Origin of the sequence: Sporosalibacterium faouarense (assembly GCF_016765695.1) — a bacterium.
Lineage (GTDB): Bacteria > Bacillota > Clostridia > Tissierellales > VENL01 > Sporosalibacterium > Sporosalibacterium faouarense.
The window spans coordinates 1-19,592 of record NZ_JAETGO010000092.1 but is presented as its reverse complement, the minus strand read 5'-3'; the positions used below and the strand labels follow the sequence as shown (position 1 = coordinate 19,592).

General features: G+C 30.4%; 18 protein-coding genes and 1 pseudogene. 18 read left to right on the top strand and 1 reads right to left on the bottom strand.

Annotated elements, in window-relative coordinates; all coding sequences use genetic code 11:
• Positions 1-368: 368 nt before the first annotated feature.
• From JMO20_RS17885 to JMO20_RS17820, 14 genes are all read left to right on the top strand, one after another.
• Positions 369-1,316 (top strand): ribose-phosphate diphosphokinase, encoded by a 948-nt coding sequence (locus JMO20_RS17885; protein WP_202711085.1) that lies wholly within the window; start codon positions 369-371, stop codon positions 1,314-1,316.
• 49 nt (positions 1,317-1,365) lie between these two features.
• Positions 1,366-2,727 (top strand): 23S rRNA (uracil(1939)-C(5))-methyltransferase RlmD, encoded by a 1,362-nt coding sequence (gene rlmD, locus JMO20_RS17880; protein WP_202711084.1) that lies wholly within the window; start codon positions 1,366-1,368, stop codon positions 2,725-2,727.
• A 137-nt stretch (positions 2,728-2,864) separates the two neighbouring features.
• The gene (locus tag JMO20_RS17875; RefSeq protein ID WP_202711083.1) at positions 2,865-3,209 is read left to right on the top strand and encodes a TnpV protein; all 345 of its coding nucleotides are present in this window, start codon (positions 2,865-2,867) and stop codon (positions 3,207-3,209) included.
• Positions 3,210-3,453: 244 nt separating this feature from the next.
• On the top strand, positions 3,454-3,633 hold the full coding sequence (locus JMO20_RS17870; protein WP_202711082.1) for a ribbon-helix-helix protein, CopG family: 180 nt from the start codon (positions 3,454-3,456) through the stop codon (positions 3,631-3,633).
• A gap of 122 nt (positions 3,634-3,755) precedes the next feature.
• Entirely contained in the window at positions 3,756-4,046 is a 291-nt protein-coding gene (locus JMO20_RS17865; protein WP_202711081.1) for a hypothetical protein, read from the top strand.
• Between the two features lie 362 nt (positions 4,047-4,408).
• Positions 4,409-5,353, top strand: coding sequence for a hypothetical protein (locus JMO20_RS17860; RefSeq protein ID WP_202711080.1), 945 nt, complete (start codon positions 4,409-4,411; stop codon positions 5,351-5,353).
• A 246-nt stretch (positions 5,354-5,599) separates the two neighbouring features.
• Positions 5,600-6,577 carry a DUF4238 domain-containing protein gene (locus JMO20_RS17855; protein ID WP_202711079.1) on the top strand — a complete coding sequence of 326 codons (978 nt, stop codon included), beginning with the start codon at positions 5,600-5,602 and terminating at the stop codon, positions 6,575-6,577.
• A 30-nt stretch (positions 6,578-6,607) separates the two neighbouring features.
• Complete coding sequence (locus JMO20_RS17850) at positions 6,608-8,155, top strand: caspase family protein (RefSeq protein ID WP_202711078.1); 1,548 nt, start codon at positions 6,608-6,610, stop codon at positions 8,153-8,155.
• A gap of 533 nt (positions 8,156-8,688) precedes the next feature.
• Positions 8,689-9,009 (top strand): plasmid mobilization protein, encoded by a 321-nt coding sequence (locus JMO20_RS20690; RefSeq protein ID WP_202711077.1) that lies wholly within the window; start codon positions 8,689-8,691, stop codon positions 9,007-9,009.
• Positions 8,958-9,944, top strand: a complete 987-nt coding sequence (locus JMO20_RS17840; RefSeq protein ID WP_202711076.1) for a relaxase/mobilization nuclease domain-containing protein — start codon at positions 8,958-8,960, stop codon at positions 9,942-9,944. Before JMO20_RS20690 ends, JMO20_RS17840 begins: the two co-directional genes overlap by 52 nt.
• A 695-nt stretch (positions 9,945-10,639) precedes the next feature.
• Complete coding sequence (locus JMO20_RS17835; RefSeq protein WP_341534057.1) at positions 10,640-11,671, top strand: virulence RhuM family protein; 1,032 nt, start codon at positions 10,640-10,642, stop codon at positions 11,669-11,671.
• A 25-nt stretch (positions 11,672-11,696) separates the two neighbouring features.
• Complete coding sequence (locus tag JMO20_RS17830; protein WP_202711074.1) at positions 11,697-14,003, top strand: tetratricopeptide repeat protein; 2,307 nt, start codon at positions 11,697-11,699, stop codon at positions 14,001-14,003.
• A gap of 195 nt (positions 14,004-14,198) precedes the next feature.
• Complete coding sequence (locus JMO20_RS17825; RefSeq protein ID WP_207753549.1) at positions 14,199-14,366, top strand: hypothetical protein; 168 nt, start codon at positions 14,199-14,201, stop codon at positions 14,364-14,366.
• The gene (locus JMO20_RS17820; protein WP_202711072.1) at positions 14,363-15,847 is read left to right on the top strand and encodes a recombinase family protein; all 1,485 of its coding nucleotides are present in this window, start codon (positions 14,363-14,365) and stop codon (positions 15,845-15,847) included. The genes JMO20_RS17825 and JMO20_RS17820 overlap by 4 nt, the downstream gene beginning before the upstream one ends.
• Before the next feature lie 395 nt (positions 15,848-16,242).
• Here the strand turns inward: JMO20_RS17820 and JMO20_RS17815 are convergent.
• Positions 16,243-16,425: pseudogene (locus tag JMO20_RS17815) on the bottom strand (IS3 family transposase); the annotation flags it as partial.
• A gap of 584 nt (positions 16,426-17,009) precedes the next feature.
• Between JMO20_RS17815 and JMO20_RS17810 the strand changes: the two are divergent.
• The 4 genes from JMO20_RS17810 (at position 17,010) to JMO20_RS17795 (ending at position 19,504) form a co-directional block, all read left to right on the top strand.
• Positions 17,010-17,867 (top strand): sialate O-acetylesterase, encoded by an 858-nt coding sequence (locus JMO20_RS17810; RefSeq protein ID WP_202711070.1) that lies wholly within the window; start codon positions 17,010-17,012, stop codon positions 17,865-17,867.
• 60 nt (positions 17,868-17,927) lie between these two features.
• On the top strand, positions 17,928-18,449 hold the full coding sequence (locus JMO20_RS17805) for a PadR family transcriptional regulator (RefSeq protein WP_202711069.1): 522 nt from the start codon (positions 17,928-17,930) through the stop codon (positions 18,447-18,449).
• Between the two features lie 248 nt (positions 18,450-18,697).
• Positions 18,698-19,186: a putative immunity protein gene (locus JMO20_RS17800; protein WP_202711068.1), complete on the top strand. Its 489-nt coding sequence runs from the start codon at positions 18,698-18,700 to the stop codon at positions 19,184-19,186.
• Between the two features lie 183 nt (positions 19,187-19,369).
• Entirely contained in the window at positions 19,370-19,504 is a 135-nt protein-coding gene (locus JMO20_RS17795; protein WP_202711067.1) for a MerR family DNA-binding transcriptional regulator, read from the top strand.
• Positions 19,505-19,592 lie beyond the last annotated feature (88 nt).

The window sequence follows — 19,592 nt, the reverse complement described above, 5'->3', positions numbered from 1 at the left end:
GATTTTATGGTGCTTACATCTCCCACTTATAGAAGATGGGAGACTTACGCACTAGTGGTTAAAACTCTATTTTAAATTATTATAGTTAAGTATATAAGTGAGTGTTATACTAATAATAAATTCAGAAGTTAATGGATATCTAAATATTTTAATATCTAAAGGATGAATATATTCCTAGACCAATTGCTTTGACAAGGGATAATGGATTTTTGGACAATTCAAAAAGAATAAGGGCTACCTAGTATTAGGTAAAAACTTAAATACCAAACTTCTTTAAGTAGGGGAGGGTTCAAGAAAGATCATATTTAGTTTATAAATATGTAATTTAAACGTTTAAATTTCAAATATATAATCAAAGGAGGAAAATTATGGCTTGTAAAAACAGTGAAATAAAGATATTTGCGGGAAGTAGTGGAAAAGTTTTTGCAGACAAGGTGTGTAAATATTTAGATATTGATTTAGGCAAATCATATTCAATGACTTTTTCGGAAGGAAATACCTTTGTAAAGGTAGAAGAAACAGTAAGAGATAAAGATGTGTATATAATTCAGCCTGTAGGATTAAGTCCAAATGATGATTTTATGGAATTGCTTTTTTGGTTAGATGCTTTTAAAAGGGCAAGTGCTAATTCAATTACATTAGTAATGCCCTTTTTTAGCTACGCAAAAGCTGATAAGAAGGATGAGCCTAGAGTATCAATTAGAGCTAGAGTTTGTGCGGATGCTATTGAGGTTACTGGAGTTGATAGAGTAATTACCATGGATTTACATAGTCCTCAGATACAAGGGTTTTTTAAGGTTCCAGTAGACCATTTGCTTGCAAGGCCAGTGTTATGTAATTACATTAAAGAAAGCAAGATAAATAACTTTGTTATTGCGGCACCTGATGCGGGATTTGCTAAGGATGCTAGAAAATATAGTTTGGATTTAGGAGTTTCAACTGTAATTGGAGCTAAAGAGAGAAAAGCAAATGATGAGAAAGCAGAAATACTAGAGATAATAGGAGATGTAAAAGGAAAGAATGTAATAATAGTAGATGACTTTACAACTTCGTGTGGAACTTTAGCAGATATGGCAAAAGGTCTAAAAAATATGGGAGCTCAAGATATTTATGCATGTGTTTCCCATGGCTTATTGCAAGAAAAAGGACTCCGTGTTTTAGAAAAGAGTCATATAAAAGAGTTAATAATTTCTGATAGCATATATAATCAATTCACTTTGAATCATCATAAGGTTACAACTATTTCGGTAGCACCACTTTTTGCAGAGGCAATTAGAAGAATACATAATAGAGAATCTATAAGTACTTTATTTTAATATGAAAAGCATGATAATGATATATAAACTAAGGAGGAAATAGTAAAGAATGGTAAAGAAAAATGAAATTATTGAAGTAGTAATAGATGAAGTGGAATTTCCTAATAAAGGAATAGGTAAGCTTGATGACAAGAAAGTCTTAGTTAAGAATACTATAAAAGGACAGAAGGTTAAAGCTAGAGTTAAGAAAAAAAGAAAAAATAAAATTGAAGCAAATTTAATAGAAGTAGTAGAAAAAGCGTCTATAGAAGGGGAAGCATTGTGTGAGCACTTCGGGATATGTGGAGGATGTTCATATCAAAATATATCCTATGAAAACCAACTAAAAATAAAAGAAGAACAAGTTAGAAAGCTTCTTGATAGTGCAGATATAGGAGAATACAATTATTTAGGAATTGAAGGGAGTCCCAATGAGTTTGAATACAGAAATAAGATGGAGTTTTCCTTTGGAGATATTGAAAAAGGAGGACCATTATCTCTAGGAATGCATCAGAAGGGTAAATTCTATGAGATTGTAACTGTGCATGGCTGTCAGATTGTAGATAAGGACTTTAGAGATATATTGGTTACTATACTTGAATATTTCAGAGAAAAAGATGTTTCTTTTTATCATAAGAAGACTCATAAAGGAGTGTTAAGACATTTAGTTGTTCGCAAGGCTATAAAGACAGGAGAGATGTTAGCTAATTTAGTTACTAGCTCTCAAGAACAGTTGAATTTAACGGAACTAATTGATAATTTGAAGGATATTAATCTAGAAGGAGAGCTTAAAGGATTTTTACATACAATCAATGATGGTTTAGCAGATGTTGTAAAAAGCGATGAAACCAATGTTTTATATGGTCAGGACTATATAGTGGAAGAAATATTAGGATTAAAATTTAAAATATCTGCGTTTTCATTCTTTCAGACTAACTCATTAGGAGCAGATAAGTTATATTCAATTGTAAGGGATTTTGCAGGAAATACTGACAATAAGATATTATTTGACCTATATTGTGGAACAGGCACAATAGCTCAAATTATGGCTCCAGTAGCAGAAAAAGTGATTGGTATCGAAATAGTTGAAGAAGCTGTTGAAGCAGCTATAGAAAATGCTAAAATAAATAATCTAGACAACTGTGAATTTATCGCAGGAGATGTGATGGAAAAGGTTGTAGAATTAAATGAAAAACCAGATTTAATAATTCTTGACCCACCAAGAGATGGAATCCATCCTAAAGCTATAAATAAAATCATTGATTTTAGCCCTGAACAATTCATATATGTTTCATGTAAGCCAACATCATTGGCTAGGGATTTACCTATATTTGTTGAGAAGGGATATAAGGTAACTAAGATAAAATGTATGGATATGTTCCCTCATACACCTCATGTCGAGTGTTGCTCGCTACTGACTAGGAAGGAATAGTAGGTGTGATAGTTGTAGGTTACAGCCTTGGAAATACAAGGTGAATATGAATTATAAGTAAAGCAAAGCTGATAGGATTTTAATAATCTTGTTGGCTTTTTTGTATGGAAAAATAACAATAGGGAGGAAGTTTTGATATGAGCGAGATTAAATATGTTAGAAAAGGTGATTATTATTATCCAGAGATTGATTTTGGGATTGATGAAAATGTGGAGTTTAGAAAGTATGGTAGGTTGAGGTATAAATATTTGAAGGAGAATAAGCCGTATTTGTTTTCTAGGTTGCTTTTAGAAGGGGAGTTGATGAAACATGTTATTGAAATAGAAAAGCAGGCTTATGAGAGGTTTGAGAGGATTCAGCAAGAATATCTTAGGGAACATCCGTTGCCTGCTGATGGGAATTTTGTGGAGAGTTATAAGATTAGGCAGGAGGCTCATGATGTGGCGGAGGAGGTTGTGTTGGAGGAACTGATTTATGATTAGATGTTATATTTTAAATAAAAAATGAATATGTAATTTGTGTCACCAGTGGTGACACATTTATACTCATATCATAAATATCATGACCGCTACTAGAGAGAATGGATATACATGTTTAGCAACAGAGCCTATAGGATTTTAAAATCTTATGGGCTTTTTATGATTAGATAATCTGTATTTCATTATTATTGACTTTTGTATCTCCATAAGCTATAATGGTTTTGGAGATACAAAAGGAGGTGAATATTTGTCTGGGAAAAAAATAGGTCGTCCTACGGACAATCCAAAGAATATCTCAGTACGAATAAGAATGGATGAAACTACAGTTAAAAAACTTGATAAATGTTGTGAAGTTGAAAAACTAAATCGTTCAGAGATGATTCGTAAAAGTATTCACAAGTTCCATGACGATCTAAAGGATAAATAAAAAAGCGGTGGTCGCTGGCAAGCTAACACACCACTTTTTATCCACCACTATCAAGAATAGCGGTAAATCTATTATACCCTGTTTGAGATAGTAATTCAAGAAATTATCACAAGGAGGGAATTATGTCAACCGAATATATAGAATACTTAAAAGGATTATTTTTTGACATTCACGAGGATATAATGAAGAATATGCGTGATACTGATAAGAAGTATAGTGAATTAGTAAGAAATAGTACAGAAGAAAGTGTTAGAATTCAGGAAATATTGAAGTCACTTAATGATGAAGATAGAGCATTTATTTTAAGAAATAAGGATTGTGCTGGAAGGATTGAATGGATAGAAAGGGAGACACTTTATTTTCAAGGATATAAGGATTGTATTAAGCTTTTGAATGTCCTTGAGCTTATATGACAGTTACATAATAAAATAGTAGAAAAGTAAATAGCAAGAAATTGATTTGACCGATAAGGCATATTATAGAAGGCTTTATCGGTTTTTTTATATGTTAAACAAATAGTTTGTTTTGTTAGGACAAAGCTTATTAGAGAATAGTAAAGTAGTGTTGCTATTTGAAAGATATGTAAAAATAATGTATAATTTTGGTATGAATTTAAGATAAGATGCAACTATATGGATGAGTAATAATGTAGTGTGACAAATGTCTATAATGTGTTTTAAATTTATTAAGGGTAGTTAAGATTTTATTTGGTACAAACTTGAACAAAAGTTCTTTGATGATATTTTGTGCTGTTTAGTTTGAAAGAGAGGATTATATGAAGAAGCGTGCGGATTTATTAATTAATGGGGAATATAGAAGGATAAACATTTGGGATGTATTACATTGGAAGCAGAGTAAGCCTGAGTTTTGGGAGAAAAACAAGGATTATATTTTTAGTACTAATAAAAATATAGAAGATAAAGTACAAATGGTTTTTCAAACTGGTAGAAATAATAATTTGGGGAAAAGTTATTTTAGGTTTAAAAATATTGATTCAATAGGAGTCCTTGAAGGTTATGAAGAAACCTATCAACACGAATTTTTCAAGGAATGCTTTTCTAGATTAAAAGTACTTAATTTAAAATTTGGTAAAGATATCGTGAAAATATATGTTGATGAGGCGATTCAAGAAGAAGTAATTTATACAAAAAATGATAGAAAAAGAATTGTAGATGTGATGATAGAATTTTCAAAATCAGAGCCAATGATATATGTTGAAAAATGGAATGGGAAATTAGCAGTTGAAGTATTTCAAACTCATAAAGTAGATGAAATTAAAATAAAAGAATTCAAAGACATGGAAATGGCAATGGTAGAATTTGATGCCTCAAAGTGGAAATATATTACTGACAATTTTCAATCAGAAGAAGAAGAAGAAAAACAATTTGAAAAAATTATTAGTAAACTAAATAATATTGTGTATGTAAGCATATTAAGCGATCCAATATCAAGAAAATATTTTTCTTCAGTTAAGTTAGAAGAAGAAATAGCTAAAAATGAATTATACAAAAAAGAATTAATTTTAATGAAAAATAAAATCTCGAGTCTTAAAGATGAAAATCAAAACTTGTTAGAAGAAATAAAAATAATACGAGAAAATGAAAAAATATTGAAACTTAAAATGACTAATATTACAAAAGAAAATGAGTTGTTGAAAGACAAAATTAATAATATTCAATCAAAATTTCTGTACAAGTTATTATATAAGTGGAAGAAATAGTATAGATAGAATTCTGGAAACGATTAGAGAATAAATAAAGTAACTATTAAATAACCAAGGTGAACCGTACCACAAGTAGGTTTCTATATAACCTTTGAAAGCATTGAAAATACAATGTTTGTAGAAATATAGAGACTTCCTGCTATTTTCACATTTACAAAATCTCTTTAATTTAACAGGAAGTATTTTTATATAATCAATTAGTTTGAGTGATTATTTTGGTATTAAGTAAGGAGAGTTTTGAGTATGGAATATAGATATCAGCATTTTGTTCCAAGGACATACTTAGAAGCTTGGCAAAATGATAATGAAAAACTTAGAATACGGAACGCTAAGACAGGTAAAGTATTCTATAGACCACCAAAAGAATTTATGGGCAAGAATGAATATTACACAATTACAGCAGATGATTTTCTGATACATACTGAAGAAGATTTAGAAGCAATATTCGGAGAACTTAAAGAGTATAAGATTATAATAGGTGGCGAAGAAATCACTGATCTAAAGCTTTTCTCTGATAACTATAGAACCATTGATGATTGGGAGATATACAATCTTGATGGTTCTGAAGCTGATAAAGAGATAATCAAAGGTTCTCTTAAGAAAAAGAGAGTGCTGGATATAGAGTTTGGTTTCCATGCCATTGAAGGCGATTGGAATATCATTAGAGATGAAATTCAAAAGACAGTTGATAGTAAGGGTTATAAGCTAAACATTGAGGTAGCTGACAGGCTGGTAGACTTTATCGTTACTCAAAAGGAACGTACTGAGGGGCGTAAGAGAGAATACCAAGAAATCTTAGACGTAATGATGGGTGACTTAAAAGGTACTTTTGGTGAAGAGAATTACAATACAATCTTCAAAGAATATTTAAATGCTTACTTCAGGAAAACAATTCGTAGATATCAGAACGGTGAAGAAGAGCATCATGCAAAGAAATCTAAAGACCTGTTGAGGCAATTGCATACAGTAATCTACAAAGCTACTGGCAATAGAACCTTCATTACTTCAGATAATCCTGTTTTTAGAATAACAGATAATAGCTTCTATAAAGGTAAATATAATGGTATATACATGCCAATAACACCTAATATAATGGTTGCCTTATATAAGGGCGATAATATGTCATATACCATTGGACAAATGCCGGTGAATTTAATTAAAAGAATCAATAGAAAAATCAAAGAAGGTGCAACTAGATTCTATGTTGAGAAAGATAAGTAAATGGATAAATAAGCAATTAAAGGAGAGATTATGTCAAAAATAATAGCTATTCTTGTAGGGGTTAGTAATTATTACATTCAAGATGATATTGATTTACCATTTTGTGTGAATGATATATTTGCAATGAAAAATGCTTTGATTAATGGTCTGAAAGTAGAGGCTAACAATATCATAATGTGTGGAGAAAACGGTGATGTATGTGAATCTAATTTTATAAGTACCTTAGGAAAGGCAATGGCTAGTATTGGCGAAAATGATACATTAATATTCTACTTTTCAGGACATGGTACAACCATAGATAATGAACATTATTTAGTGCTTAGTGATAAGCTTATTGGAACCCAAGATGTGCTTGCTTTTCTTAAGAACATTCAGTCAAAAAGCAAAATCATATTTCTAGATTGCTGTTTGTCAGGTAACTATAAAGTGAAAAACTCAGCAACATTAAACATAGAAAAAACCGTTGAAGAATTTCATGGAAGTGGTTACGCTGTTCTATCTTCAAGTAATGCAATTCAAAATTCGTATGGACATCCAGATAAGCCTATGAGTGTATTTACAAGCTTTTTGTGTGATGCTATTCAAGACAAATATATGATTAGGGAAGGGAGAAAATCACTATATGATATTAAGAAGCTAGTTACATTATATTTGGATGTTTGGAGTAGAAAAAATCCTGACAAACCTCAATTTCCGATTTATAGGGCTAATATGGGTGGAACAATTTTCTTTGAGATTCAGAATTATGTACCATATATACCAACAGATGCCTTCAAGGAATATGATGATTATATTATCTATGAAGTCGAAGCTTCCCATAACGTCAATGTTAAAAGATATGCTGTAAAAGCCATTTTGAAGGAACCATTTTCACTCGAAGAAATTGCTAACATATCAGAATTAATTGCTAAAGATGTAAAATCGATTGAAGTATATAATAACAGTACTTCTGAGAAACGATTTAGTGGTAGACCTGCAAATATTATTTGGGTTTATTTTTGTCGTAGTGAAAGTGACATTAACCAAGGTAACTATATTTGTCATACCACTTGGGTTGATGATAGTCAGGATAAAGATTGGTGGTATCAAGTGGACACGCAAAACAAGATGTTCATTAAAAATGTCCATTTTTCTATTCAACCTTATTATGAATATTTAAGAAGTTTTATAGTTGATAACACTGGCGAAAGAGATGCATTGATTTCAGAAACAAAAGACATTTTAGCAAATATGGTCACTCTAGCTGAAAAAGTAATATATCTATTTAATGAATATAGAAATGGCATAATTAATGAAGATGAATTAGTCGATAAATTGGTTCCGACACTGAGTGAAATTGATAAATTTTATTTCAAAAGTACAGAACTTGATATAGCTGATGATAGTATTCATGACTGGGATGATGCATGTACAATACTATTTGCAACAATTCATAATTTCACGTTGTACTATAGCAGAAAATATCTATTAAGCAGAACTACTGAAAATAGGATTGCTTGTATGGAGATGACGATAAAACAATATTATTCCGATTTAAGTAAAGTTAGTGAATTAGAAAAGCAACTGGTGATACAGTAAATAATAGATAAACTTGATAGAACAACATATTAATGGAGGACTGGAGTGGCAACATATAAAGAGATATAAGGTACATCGGACAATCAAGTTATTCATTGTCTATATTCTCTAACTCTTCAACTGTGAACGGAAGAAGAATAGGGTTATCATTGGATAGATTTTACAAATACCATATTATAAGGAGTTTATGAACTCATTCAAAAGTAGAGTGGGATTCAATTCCTTCCTGCTTTAAAATTGTATGGTGAACCATATCATAAATAACCATAAACTTATTTAACTTCTTATTATCCATATAATAATCATGAAAAAAAGTTCTTAACGGGTATACTACCTAGCAAGAATTTTTTTCTTTTCTAATATCCTTCTTTCATGTCATTCAAAATATATAAATCTAGTATTGAAGCTCCAAATCCAACTAACAACTCTTTCAGAGTTGGCAAGCTTACTAAATGTAATACATTTAGTTGCTTGTTGGGAGAAAATCTCCCAAACCCTCTGTAAAAATATTACTTTCACGAAAGGAGAATCGAATGAACAAAACCAAATTAATCACTCTGCGAGTGACAGAAAAAGAATATGAAACCATTAAGAAAAAAGCTACGAAATCTGGTATAAGCTTAAGCAGATTCGTAGCTTTTTCAGCTTTAGGTAAAAATGTAGTATCAGTAAATGGATTACCAGAAGTAGCAAAACAGCTAATTAAGATTGGTACAAATCTCAATCAGCTTGTTATGCTATGCCATCAAGGAAGGATCACATGTCCAGACCTAAGCCTAACTAGAAAGGAGCTAAATAATATATGGCAATTATTCAGTTTCTTAACCGATCCAACAAAACCCTTACAGGATTAAGAAAATCAATAGATTACATTACCAGTCCAGAAAAGACAAAGCCTCATTTAATATGGGGAAAAGATTGTAATGCTGATAACGCCTACATAGAAATGACAACCATTAAACGAAGCTATGGTAAAGATACAGGAAGACAGTTCATTCACTTTGTACAATCCTTCTCACCATATGATAGACTAACCTCAGAAACAGCCAATGAAATAGCTAGAAAGCTATTAAAGCTAGATTGCTTTAAAGGCTTTCAAATAGTAACAGCAACTCATATAGATAAAGACCATATGCACAATCATTTTATTATCAATACCGTTAACTATGAAACAGGCTATAAATGGCAACAGAACCCAAAGGATTTACAAAGGCTAAAGGATTATTCCGATGAACTCTGTAGGCAATATGGATTAATGGTAATTCCATCTATGGATAAAAGCAACTATACAAAAGCAGGAGAATACAGAAGCAGTCAAAGAGGAATGAGTTGGAAATACGAGCTATATCTTGCAGTCAATGAATGTATAAGAAATTCCACATCTAAAGAAGAATTCATAAGCAACATGGAAAAGCTAGGCTATAAAGTCAAGTGGACAGATACAAGAAAATATATCACCTTCACCACTTCAAGCGGTAAAAGATGCAGAAACAACAAATTATACAAGGCAGATGAACTAACCAAAGAAAAAATAGAAAACCGATTACAACTAAATGCTAGATACGCTGATAAAAGAGAGCTACAGCAAAGAATAAATAATCTTCTTAATGCTGTAGCTCTTTTATTATCCCAAAAATCTAATAATCAAGGAAATTCTAAAAGTCATAAAAACTATCCATTATCAAAGCTTGAAGGTGATGCATTAATTGAAAGGATAGCAGAACTAAAGAAAGGCAGAGGATTAGACTGGGATAATCAATATAACGATAATTATGAGCAAGAGTGGTAGAAAAAATTAATACTAAAAAATTTACGCCCAACCCCCTTACTTTTTCCTTTATAAAGTGAGGGGGATTTACTTTTGAAATATTACATTTGTGTTACAAATGACAGAAACTTTCGGTCACTCCCTTGTTTTTTTCCTTAAAGAAGTAAGGGGGTTTTTGTTTTTAAATTACATTTCTATCACAACAGCAAAAAAATCCGTAAAAATACCTCCTAAATATCCTAAAGGATGAAGGGGATATTTTTCTCTTTCATATGCACATTGAAAACTGAATATAAAAATATTTAAGTACGTTACTCCTATGACCCTAAAGGGAAAGCGACATAAGGGAAAACGCCGTGATGAGGTTAGAGCCTTTAGCGACAAATTTTTGCCTTTAAATTATTTTTAGTGAAAATAAATCGCCATGATTCATAGGAGCAAATAATGATACTTCTACTCAGTCCTAACCATCGTCTGGAGAGTAGCCTGCCTGTAAGGGAGGAAAATGCACGTCTATATTTGAGAGATAATATAGAGGCCTTTTATGAAGCAGATTAACTAACTGCTGCTTAAATATTTTAAAATCTTTGAAAAAAATAGAAAAAATAATTATAATAAAGACAACAACATTTTTATGGGACATATGTGAACTGTTGCATATTTTGCAACAACTGAGCTGGTACTAATTCTAGAGTTGGATACATACAGGGAACAATGTGAAAGTAGGTGAACTAATGGAAAATCAATTAAATCAAAATAAAATAATTCTATATCAAACAGATGAAGGTAAAGTAAATGTTGATGTTTACTTTTGGGAAGAGAATTTTTGGTTAACCCAAAAAGCTATAAGTGAGCTATTTAATGTGGATGTGTCTACAATAAATGAGCATCTTAAAAACATCTATAAAACTGAAGAATTAGAGGAAGAACAAACTATTGGGAAATTCCCAATAGTTCGATTGGAAGGCAAAAGAAAAGTTAAAAGAGAGTTAAAGTTTTATAATCTTGATGCAGTAATTGCAGTTGGCTATAGAGTCAATTCAAAAAAAGCAACAAAATTTAGAATATGGGCGACCAATACATTGAAAGAATACATCATAAAAGGCTTTGTAATTAATGATGATATGATGAAAAATGGTAAACCCTTTGGAAAAGATTACTTTGATGAACTATTAGAACGCATTAGAGAAATCAGAGCATCAGAACGTAGAGCTTATCAGAAGATAGCAGATGTATTTGAACAGTGCAGTAGCGACTATGATTCAAAATCTAATGAGACTAAAAAATTCTATGCCTTTGTACAAAACAAAATGCACTATGCCATAACTGGAAAAACTGCTGCTGAAATAATACATGATAGAGCAGACAGTGAGCATCCTACAATGGGACTAACAACATGGAAAGCTTCACCAGATGGCAAGATTATTAAAAGTGATATTAAAGTTGCTAAAAACTACTTAAATGAAAAGGAACTAGATAAACTTAATAGAATTGTAGTTATGTACATTGATTATGCTGAATTCCAAGCATTAAACGAAAATATTATGACTATGAAGGATTGGATTGAGATAACAGACGAATTTCTAAAATTTAATCGTCAAAAGGTGCTAACAAATGCAGGTATAATTAGTCATACAGATGCAATAGAAAAAGCCAATAAAGAATATGATAAATTTAGAGTTAGGCAAGATAGAGAATATATATCAGAATTTGATAAAGTTATGGACAAGTATTTGAAAGGGAAATAAGCGAACATTATCAGGGGGATGCTATATGGATAATAATAAAATCATAGAATTGTTCAAAGATGAGCAATATGAAGAAATACAAGAAATTTTGGATAAAGAAGATAATAATAATCCTTGGTACTATCTATTCATTGGATATTTACATGAACAAAAAAACTTTAATGAATTTTCATTATTGAAGGCAAGGCAATACTATCAAGAAGGTACAAAGTTAGACGATACAATACCTCAGTTATTTTCGTTTTTAGCTGAATTGGAGATGAAAACAGAAGATTCAATAATAATATTAAAAAAGGGTTTAATGAAACATTCTAAATCGGAACGATTAGCAGTACAACTTTTAAATATATCGGAATGTGCTGAATATCCCCAATTACTAGATAAGACTATAAACATAAATAAGCTATCTACTAATGAAGAAATAATTCCAATGCTATTAGTAGAATATTTTAAAAATAATTGTTTTGAGGAAATAATAGAAGTTGATAAGAAAACTAATTTAACAGAGTATAAATTTGGAGATAAGTTTGTTAGTGCAAGTATAATAGCATATTCATATTTTGAAAAAAAACAATATAGCAAAGCATATGAAATATTTAAACATATAAAAAAATATGATGCTAAAAATATAATGAACTATTTTTCCGATATTGGATTGATACTATCTAGCATTAATCTTAATTTATTAGATGAATTAAAATTATTAATTGATCAATTGCCATATTCACTATCAGATTATCCAATAAACTGGGTAAACACATATATATCTTTCGATAAATATTTTGAATTATTTTTAACAAAAGAGATTGAATTAATTAAAAACGATAAACCAAGATATGCTAAATTAAGAGGGATAAAAGGATTAAGACACCATGAATATGGAACGGGTAGTTGTATATCGGATATAAAATTTGCTTTAAAGAATTATGGTAAAAAACCAGAATATCTTTATGCTTTATCATTAGAATATGAAAATAAATCAGATTATAATAAAGCATATAAATTTGGGTTCGATTATTTATTAAGTATAGGAAACGTAGAAAAATCATATATTAGTTTTTATTATTTTACCGATATGGAAGAAAATGAGTTCTATAAACTTTATAGTAGAATTAAAAATGATATAAATAACAATTTATGGAATAAAGAGTTATTTATTACAACCATTGTAGTAAGTGTAGTTGAAAGACTATTTAAGGACAAAAAGTATGATGAGGTTATAAGTTTCTCTTCAAAGTTTAGTTTTGAACAGTTGAAGAATGAAATCGGATTTGAATTAGCATATTCACTGAATGAGCTTAAAGATAAAAAAACAGCCAAACAATACTATGAGTATCTGGTTTCGCTAGATAATACTAGTTGTGCTGTATATAATAATTTAGGTGTAATTTATAAGGAAGAAGGTAAATTTGAATTAGCTATAGAGCTGTTTACAAAAGCATTAAATATTTCACCTGATGAAGACCTGTATTTAAGAAATTTGAAAAACGCGAAAAATTTACTCGAAAAAAGATTAAAAAGATACAAAAATGAAGAAAAAGCTATAGAACAGTATAAAAAAGAAAATGCATGGATTAAGAGAATATTAATGAATTTTTTTATGTATCAAGATGAGCAAGGATATATTGAATGTTCATATAAGATGTTACCAAAATATTTGAGCTTAACCGAGTCCAAAGCAATCGAAGTAATGAATAATTTTCTTGATAAGAAATATATATATAAACTTAAGAGAGATGAGCATAATTTAGATACAATGTCTACAGTATATCAGTTTAATAGCTTGGTTAGAGAAGAGTTAGAACAGAGTCAACTAGAAACAAGTATTTATAATGAGATTTACGATTCTGTTAGTGGATTTACAGTAAATGCGTATGAAGAAATGGGATATAACGTTGAGCTAAAGAAGAAAATAGGTTCAATAAAAAATTCGGATTTTAAAATAATGATTGAAAGAGATGTCAGAGAAAATTTTGTAGCAATAATGTCAAAATCATGGAAATCTTCTTTAGTATTAAGTGGTAGTATCATTGAAGCATTAGTTATGGATAAATTAAGAGAATGTAATATTAAAAAGTATGATGTACAATTTAGAGATAAAAGTAAGTCTAAGAAGGTTGAAACTATGGGTCTAAATGAATTACTTTTTGTAGCAAAAGAAGAAAGGCTTATGACTCATGAGCTATATCATCATTCACAGGCTATAAGAGGATATAGAAACCTTGTGCATCCAGCTGTTGAAGAGAGAAAGAGTAAAGATACACCCCAAGTTACAGAACATAATGCGAAACTTGCATGGGATGTTATGAGAAAGGTCATTAAAGAACTATAATGGCAAATGTATAAATTAATACCAAAAAGGTATTTTATTACATATAACTAAATAAATTGAAATATATAAGAATCGACTAGCTTCGATTCTTTTTTCTTTTCAATAACTAAATTAATATTTAAACCTTATCCCCTATATCTCTATTAGAGAAGTAGGGGGATTTTTTTTAAAAAAATAAATGAAAGGAAGATGCTAATGAAAATAATTAGAGAATACAGTGGTAAAACCACCTTTGAAGATATACTAAAACTTTACCTTGAAAATATATCCAACAAAGTTATTGAAAATAACAAAGAAGATAAATATAATAAAGATACAACTATCACACCTCATAATGGAAAAAATGAGGTGGTTGATGAATGAAAGCGGCGATATACATACGTGTGTCAACAAAGCACATAGAGCAAGAATCTTCACTGCAAAATCAAAAAGATATGTTTATAAAGCACATAGCTACAAAAGGCTGGACACTCTATAAAATTTATAAAGATATTGACTCTGGTACTCATGCAAAAAGACCCGGATTTAATGAACTGGTTGAAGATGCAAAGGCAGGAAAATTTGATGTAGTATTAGCAAAGGAGCTATCAAGGCTGGCAAGAAATATAGGGATAAGCCATGAATTTAAACAAGTGATACTAGCAAACAACATTCATATAGTTTGCTTAGATGGCTCAATCAATACCCTAGAAGATGACATAAGTAAATATGGACTATTCGCTTGGCTTTATGAAGATGAAAGTAGAAGAATATCTAAAAGAATAAAAGCTGCTAAACGGTCAAAGGCACTTAGGTCAGAATTTCTATCCGGAGACCCACCCTATGGTTATACCATAGATAAGGGTCAACTTATCCCAAGAGAAGATGAAACGGTAGAAGTAGTCAAGAAAATCTATCAAATGTACATAGATGGACATGGAACAGAATACATAGCAAGAGAGCTTACAAATGCTAAATACCCGACCCCTTCTCAAATAAAAGGCAAAAGAAATGCGGGTAGGAGATGGCATGGGACAACCATAAAGCTAATATTAAAAAATATCCATTACACAGGCGTTCTAAGCCAATGTGTATCAACAACAAGGGATATAACAACAAAAAATAGAATACCAAATAATGAACCTATCATCATAGAAAATAGCCATGAGCCAATCATATCAAAAGAAAAGTACATGCTAGTAAAACAAATCATGGAAGAAAGAAGCCAAAAATCCAGAGGCAGAGCAACACCTAAAAAACACTTATTTAGTGACAAGCTATTTTGTAGAGAATGTGGAAAAAAGCTTTGGTTAATAAAAAGTCATAAAACCTATTATTGTGGAACATATAAGAAATACGGAAAAAATCATTGTACTCCCCATAAAGTTAAAGAAATCATACTAAAGGATATATTACAAAAAGACTTGAAGAAATTTGCAAATAAATTCAATGACTATGAAAAAATCAAAGTGAATCTAAACAAGAAGATTCTAGCCAGTGAAAAAACAGCTAAAGTCAAATGGACTAAATACGAAGCAAGGCTACAGGAGATAAAGGAAATAAAATCAAAGCTGATTATAAAATTCAGTATAGACGAGCTATCCAAAGAAGCCTATGACCTTGCAACAACAAAGCTAGACGAAGAAAGCAAAGAATTAGAATTAAAGCTGATAGAGATAAAAAGCATATTGAATCGGAAAATTAGGCAGCACGAGGAGTTAAATAGAATTAGTAAGCTATTTGACAAATACAAAAACTTTGAAATCATAACCAGAGAAGTAGTCAATATGTTTATAGATAAAATAATAATAGGTGAAAACCAAGAAATTAAAATCATATACAATTTTGCTGAACTTATAAAATAGTAGTGAAATGAAGGGTTTAGGGTGTATTTGCAAATTTACATCCCTTAGCGACCATAAACCCACTCATGTGGAGACGGTGGTAAAACTACAACGCCATAACCCTTGATTTTACTAGAGTCCAAGTACTTCTACGACTTCTTTAGTTTCAGTAAAAATAGCGAAAATTACCACCAAAAAGACCTAAAAAATAGTATCAAAATCGCAATATGACCTGGTACGTGGGAACACGTCTACTAGTAGTAGATTTTGAGAGTTAAAATTGGAATTTTAGATAGTAAAATGCCCTAGATTAAGTTAGTAGAATCTAGGGTTTTTTGGTGTCTAGATTATGAAAGGTGGAGGGAATCTTTTGATTAGTTCCTATGTGGATTGTCAACACTAAATTAGGCAGTTTTTTAAAGGTTATGTAGTTTATGTTCTCTAGGACTTAAATAGCCTAGCATTGAGTGAATCCTAATGTTATTAAACCAAATAATATAATCAGATAGCATGGAATCTAGTTCATCCATAGTATTAAAGTGATAATTTTTGGCAAATTCAGTCTTAAATATTTTAAATGTAGCTTCAGCTACAGCATTTTTCATATAATTTCACCATTTATGCTTTGAATTCATCAGTATATGTTCTTCTTTCTCTTTTAGTCATATAAACGATTCTCCTTTTGGTATATTATTTTTAGTTTACATGACCTTAATTTAGTTGTCTAGTTAATTGTAATCGATCCAAATGGGGACGAAAAAATTAAGTAAGTTATTAAGCCGCATCTAATAATCATTTTTTAATGTGTGTTTTGTGCTTTAATGACTAAAAGCTTTAATAATTTTGCCACCTAAGGGGTACATAAATGCACAAAATAGCGTTACTAGATTAGTACACGATGACTTTTGCGTAAGAGGATAAATGTCAAGAAATAAAATAAATCAATTAACAAGCAAGAAAAGTATTTTATCATACATATAGAAAAATATAGTTGACAAATAGTCTAATTAGACTATAATATTTATATACACTAGTCTAATTAGACTAGTGTATATATGGTAGTTCTTGTGTCTATAAGAATTTAATGAAACAATGAATTAAATAAGTGAGTAATTGATTAATATTTATTGAGAATCAGAAACATTTCTTTACAAATATTAAATAAAAGGAAAGGATGAAAGAAATGGTTAAATCATTTTTAATGTTAGGACAATCGAATATGGCTGGTAGAGGCTATATTCATGAAGTAACTCCAATTTATAATGAAAGAATACAAATGTTGCGTAATGGGAGATGGCAAATGATGACTGAGCCTATCAATTATGACCGTCCTGTTTCAGGAATAAGTCTGGCTAGTTCATTTGCTGACACATGGTGTAGTCAAAATAATCAAAACCCAAAAGATACTATTGGCTTAATTCCTTGTGCTGAAGGTGGGAGCTCACTTGATGAATGGGCTGTAGACCAAGCACTTTTTAGACACGCAATAACTGAAGCTAAATTTGCTATGCAAAGTAGCCAGTTAACAGGAATTCTATGGCATCAAGGAGAAAGTGACAGTATGAATGGTAACTACAAAGTATATTATAAAAAGTTACTTTTAATTATTGACTCCCTTAGAAGGGAGTTGAATGTTCCAAATATTCCAATTCTTATTGGTGGTTTAGGAGATTTTTTAGGTAAAGAAGGATTTGGAAAAAGCTGTACTGAATATAATTTTATTAATCAAGAGTTACAAAAGTTTGCTTTTGAACAAGATAATTGCTATTTTGTCACAGCTTCGGGTTTAACTTCTAATCCTGATGGTATCCACATTAATGCAATTTCACAAAGAAAATTTGGTTTGCGATATTTTGAAGCCTTTTCTAATAGAAAACATGTAATGAAGCCATTAATTAATGAGAATGAGTTGCTAAGTTTAAATCATGCTAGAACACATACTAAAACAGAAAAGATGTATATGAAAAGTATGGATTTTGCTTTAGGAAAAATATCATATGATGAATTTCTATCGCAAGTCATGGAAATCAACAAGGACTAAACCTTATAATTATAAAATAACTATTAATGTAATTTTGATGAACATAAAGGAGGTGTTTTTTTGATACCATTACTAATCTTAGGTTTATTAAAACAAAATCCAGGTTCTTATGGATATGAATTATTAGCCTTAATGGAAGAGAGACACTATAAGTATATAGTGAATTTTACTAAAGGGTCATTCTATTATAATCTTCAACAATTAGAAGAAAAACAGTATATTGAAAGAATTGACCAACTAGACGATACTAGAGAGACGCATAATTATATCATCACTGAACTAGGAGATAAAGAATTTCAAAAATTAATGTATAAGTATGGCTCCAGGACAGATTATATAAATTTGTCTTTTTATGCTGCAATGCTATTTGCTAATGAATATAAAAGCGAGGAACTAACAAGACTAATAGAAATACAAATCGAACAAACAAAAAAGAAAATTTGTTTATTAGAACAATCTCTCGAGCATAATGATACTATTCCGACTTATTTTAGAAAAATGTTGGAAAATTCACGTTCTCATCATTTAGTAAATGTTCAATGGTTTAAAGAACTGTTAAAAGATATAAGAAAAGAAAATTAATTTAAGTGAATATCAGTCATTGAGAAATGGGTAAGATTAAGTTGAAGATGGAGATAACTTAATCCTCATACTCTCTAAAAATCCCCTTGAGTATAAGTGGAATATTTTTGCATATTTGTTTATGGGGATAGAGAAAAATGACTTCATTCTAGTGCGGGTTAAACATTATAACTCTCTACTATACTGTCAGGACTTATTTTCTATAGTATAATGAACTTATAACAGAGTAAGATCAAAGGAGAGATATCATGCCAACAAGGGTTAAGATAAAGATATTCGACAATAATAAATTAAGACAGGAAATAGATGAATTATATGAAAAGACTAATCAAATTGATTTAGCAAAATGGTCATTGTTAATAGCAAAACACATTTTAGATATTGTAAATATAGACTATCATTTGATAGACGAAATAATTGATGGATTTAAGGTGAATGAGTTATGGCAAATAGGTGAAGCGAGAATGTATGATGTGAGGCAAGCAGGTTTTAAAATTCATAAAATTGCTCGTGAAAGCAACTCAGAAATAAAGAAGACAGCATTAAGAGTTGCTGGGCAAGCAGTAGGGAGTGGTCATATGGGAGAGCATGCGATGGTAGCATCAGATTATGCTATAAAGACAATAGGTTTAATTACTTCCAATGATTTTAAAGCCGTTACTTTAGAACGAGAATGGCAACTAAAAGAATTAAGAAAGATTGTTAATGGCAAAATTAATCTAGATGATATGCCATAATATAAGTATAAAAATGACCGATATGTAAATTGTCTAAGTACAAAAGGTGCACATTGATAATCTTATCAGTGTGTTTTTCTTTTATAAACAAAATTATATTAGACCCTCCACTGTCCCACTAAGGTATAAGTTGTATGTTATAATCAGAAATACAATTTGAGTAACCAAAGAAGGAGGTATTCAATGAGAAGCTATAGAACTTCTGAGATTGCTGGAATATTTGGTATACATCCAAACACTGTTATATTATATGAGAAATGGGGTTACATTGCTCCTGTGAAAAGAGAAGAAAATGGATATAGAGCTTTTAACCATTAGTGCGTAAGTCTCCCATCTTCTATAGGTGGGAGATGTAAGCACTATTATTATTTAGACTCGATGTCTAAATAATAATAATTTGACACCA